4 protein-coding genes are annotated in these 4,054 nt (G+C 70.0%); all 4 read right to left on the reverse strand.

The genetic code is table 11. The features are described from left to right. A partial coding sequence (locus tag AX730_RS14025) for a type III pantothenate kinase (protein ID WP_062357540.1) occupies positions 1 to 652 on the reverse strand: 652 nt, incomplete at its 3' end. Next, the gene (birA, locus tag AX730_RS14030; protein ID WP_062357546.1) at positions 649 to 1,617 is read right to left on the reverse strand and encodes a bifunctional biotin--[acetyl-CoA-carboxylase] ligase/biotin operon repressor BirA; all 969 of its coding nucleotides are present in this window, start codon (positions 1,615 to 1,617) and stop codon (positions 649 to 651) included. The genes AX730_RS14025 and birA, both read right to left, overlap by 4 nt. Then, the gene (gene plsY / locus AX730_RS14035; RefSeq protein ID WP_062357547.1) at positions 1,614 to 2,237 is read right to left on the reverse strand and encodes a glycerol-3-phosphate 1-O-acyltransferase PlsY; all 624 of its coding nucleotides are present in this window, start codon (positions 2,235 to 2,237) and stop codon (positions 1,614 to 1,616) included. Before plsY ends, birA begins: the two co-directional genes overlap by 4 nt. 30 nt (positions 2,238 to 2,267) lie before the next feature. Then, positions 2,268 to 4,054: DegV family protein (locus AX730_RS14040; RefSeq protein WP_157074264.1), on the reverse strand; the 1,787-nt coding region annotated here is incomplete at its 5' end.

A 4,054-nucleotide genomic window follows, 5' to 3' on the forward strand; every position in this document is an offset into this window, starting at 1 on the left:
CCCCGCCGCCATGCAGCAGCAGCGACGGGCGTTGGCCGAGTGCGTCGTGCGCCTGCTGCAGGCTGCGCTCGATCAAGCCGAGCGCTGCGCCCTCACAGCCGGATGCGAGCGCATCGAGCGTGTCGGTGGCGAATTCGACGTAATGGCCGCCTTGGGCGGGCAACTGCACGGCGGCAGCGTGCAAGGCATCGCGCATCAAACCGGGCGATGGTGCGATGCGCCCGCCATGGTGAACACCTTCCGCATCCAGCAGGTCGACGGTCACCGCCGTGCCCACGCCCACCACCAGCCACGGGTGCGCCTTGCGACGGTGCGCCGCCAGCAGCGCCAGGAAACGATCCACGCCGAGGCGCGTGGGGTCGGCATATGCGATGCGCACGCCGGCCAGCACCGGCTGCGTGCGTGCAAGGGAGATCGTACCGAAGCGCGTGGTCAGCCAGTCGACGACGGTGGCGGTACGCGCCGGCGACGCCACGCTGGCGAGCACAGCGCATGAGGTTTCAGGCAACGTCGTCGCCGATACGATCGCGTCGAGCATCGCGATGACGTCATCCTCATAGGCGATGGCGTGCAGGTCGCCCAGCCTGCCATCGGCATGCAGCGGCGCGCATTTCACCCGCGAATTCCCCAGATCGAATACCCACTGCGTCATGTCGTCCTCACGCTGACCTCGCCTGCATGCACGTGCCTCATGGCCTGCCCCACCTTCACCCGCAGCGCACCGTCAGCGCCAATGCCATCGGCTATCCCATGCTCGTCGCCTTGCGGACCATGCACGGTGACGACGCGTCCCGCCAGCACATCCAGTGCTGCGTAGCGCGCAAGGAAGACGGAAAGCCCGTCGCGATCGAAGTCTTCCAACGCCGGCAACAGGGCATCCAGCATCTGCGAGGCCAAGAGGTTGCGCGACGGCGCGTTGCCGGCCAGTGCGCCGAGGTCCGTCCACGCCTGGTCGATGGTCGCGGCCACAGGCGAGGGCATGCGTACATTGAGCCCGATGCCGATCACCGCGCGCACCGGTCCGCCATGTTCGCCACCCCCCTCCACCAGGATGCCGCCCAGCTTGTGGCCGTGCGCCAGCAGGTCGTTGGGCCACTTCACACCCACCGCTTCGTAACCGGCACGGCGCAGCGCTTCCGCGACGGCCACACCGACGACCAGACTCAAGCCTCCCAGCCGCGCCAAGCCACCGGAAAACTGCCGCGACAGCGAAAGATAGAGATTCGACGCGATCGGCGATGCCCACTGGCGACCGCGACGGCCGCGTCCACCTGTCTGCTGTTCGGCCAGCAGGACATCGGTGCCACGTTCGGGCGCCTGGCGGCGGAGCAGTTCGCTGTTGGTCGAATCCAGCGACCACGCCACCTCGAGCGACGACAGCTCAGCCGTCGTCGCGGCCTGCAGCACCGCTCGGATGCGCTCCGCATCCAGCAGTTCGATCGAGTCGGCAAGCGCATAACCGCGTCCAGCCTGCGCGTCGATGCGCAGGCCACCTTCGCGCAGGGCCTCGATGCGTTTCCACACCGCGGCCCGCGTCAGGCCCGCATCGCGCGCCAATGCGTCACCGGAGACAGGGCCTTCGATCAAGCGCTGCAGCAACTCACGTTCGCCGGTCATGCGCGCCGGCGCCAGATGCGCGCACGTTCGAAACGCGATTCCGTGCCATTGCGCAGGCGGCGGACATTCACCCGGTGGGTGAACAACACCAGCAGCGCGGCCGCCACCGCGAACACCTGCGCGGCGCGGTCGACCGGCATCCACCACGCCAACGGCACCAGGCAGGCCGTGGCGATGATCGACGCCAGACCGACATACCCCGTCGTGACCAGTACGCCCACCCACACCGCGAACAATGGCAGCAGCGCCATCGGCCACAGCACCGCCATGCCACCCAGCAGCGTGCCAACGCCCTTGCCACCGCGGAACCCGTGCCAGACCGGCCAGACATGGCCCATCGCCGCGACCAAGACCGCCAGGAATCCCAGCGCGCGCGGCACCAGCGGGCCGTCCGACGGCGCGAAGCGCAGCGCCAGCCACGCGGCCAGCGCGCCCTTGCCGATATCGACCAGCACCACGCCGAGCGCGAACTTCGCGCCCTGGGTGCGGAACGCATTGGTGCCGCCGGCATTGCCGCTGCCCTGCGTGCGGATGTCGACGCCGCGCAGGCGGCCCAGCGTGAGGCTGCCCGACACGGAGCCGATCAGGTAGGCGAGCAGCAGCAGGCAGGCGGTCAGCATGGCGCCATTATGGGCCACGCCCCCCCAGGCTCAGGCATCGGCTACCGGCTGCACGGCCACGATCAGTGCCCCCTGTCCTGCATGCGCGCCAATGGCAGCACCGGTTTCCACCAGCCGCTCTTCGCTGATGTCCAGGCGTGCGCGCAGCGCCGCCCGCAGTCGTTCGGCACCCGGGCGTGCGTCGCAATGCCCGACGATCAGACGCCAGCGCTGGCCTGCCGGCAGTTGGCGCGCGACCCGGTTCGCGAACGCTTCCGGCGCACTGGCGCGCGTCAGCAGGATGCCGGCGACGACCATGCGGCCGTCGACGCTCATCTTCGCCATCGGGGTCAGCGCGCTCAGGCGCGCGATCGGCGCCGCCCAGCGTGGAATACGCCCGCCGCGCACGGCGTGGGAAATGTCCGGCGCGATAGCCCACATCTTCGTCAGGGGACGAAGGCGCTCCAGTTCGGCCACCACCTCGGCCTCATCGCGCCCTTCTGCCGCCAGCTCGGCGGCACGCCACACCAGCAACGCCTGCCCGCACGCTGCATTGATGGTATCGAACACGCGCACGCGACGACCGGGGTCTCGCGCTGCCGCGTGTTCGCCGGACTGCAGCGTGCCCGACAGCGCGCGCGACAGCCCCACGTACAGCACGCGCGCATGGTGCGCGAGCGACAGCTCGAATTGCCGACGGAAGTCGCCCGGCGGCGGTTGGCTGGTGCGCGGCAGTTGGCGCGAGGCCGCCATGCGCCGGTAGAACTCGGCCGTCGACAATCCCACCTTGTCCAGGTAATCGCGGCCGTCCAGATCCACGCGTGCCGGCACCACGCCGATCGCATACCGCTCGGCGATGTCGTCGGGCAGGTCGGCGGCGCTGTCGGTGACCACCACCAGCGGCTGCGGTGCGGCGGCCACGGCCTGCTGGCGGATCATGTCGTCGGCCTTCATGCCTTCCACGCGTCCTTGCTGCGCGCAGGCATCGAACAGCGCTTGCGGCGAGCCGGTATGGGCATGCACGCGCAGCCGCGAGGTGCCGCCGGCGATGACGATGGAATCCGCTCCGGCCCCTTCCAAGGCGATGCGCAGCCGATCACGATCAAGTGCGTCGCCCAATAGCAGGCATTCGGTGCACCAGCGGCGGGCGGGATCGATCACATGGTCGTGGACGAGGGGTTCCGCGGCATCGTTGGCGGCGACCGGCGCTGCCGACCGCATGCGCACCGCGCGCGGACCGCCTTCGACGAACTCGGCGATCCCTTCCAGCAGGTCGACGAACCCCTGAGCGCCGGCATCCACCACGCCCGCCTTCTGCAGCAGCGCCATCTGCCGCGGCGTATCGGCCAGTGCGCGGCGCGCCCGCACCAGTGCACGGGTGAAGCCGCTGCGCGCATCGGGCTGGGCCATGTCGGACGCGGCCGCATCCAGTTCGTCGGCAAAAGCGGCGATAACGCTGAGGATCGTCCCTTCGACCGGCTGCGCCAGCGCCTGGCGAGCGCTCAGCGCACCCTGGCGGACTGCCGCGGCGAGCGAGCGCGCATCCAGTTCCGGCAGTGGCCGCACCCGCTCGGCGACGCCGTGGAGGAACTGCGCCAGGATCGCCCCTGAATTGCCGCGCGCACCGTCAATCGCATCGTTGCCGACCCGGCTGAGCAGGTCGCCAGCGTGCTGGCTGGGCTGGCTCAGTGCGCCATTGAGCACGCTGCCGAGCGTCGAGGCGAGGTTGTTGCCGGTGTCGCCATCGGCCACCGGAAACACATTGATACGGTTCAAGCCGTCCCGGCCCGCGATGACCCGGCGGGCCCCGGCAATCAGCGCCAGGCGCAGGGCGGGGG

The sequence above is a fragment of the Pseudoxanthomonas mexicana genome (assembly GCF_001556105.1).
Lineage (GTDB): Bacteria > Pseudomonadota > Gammaproteobacteria > Xanthomonadales > Xanthomonadaceae > Pseudoxanthomonas_A > Pseudoxanthomonas_A mexicana_A.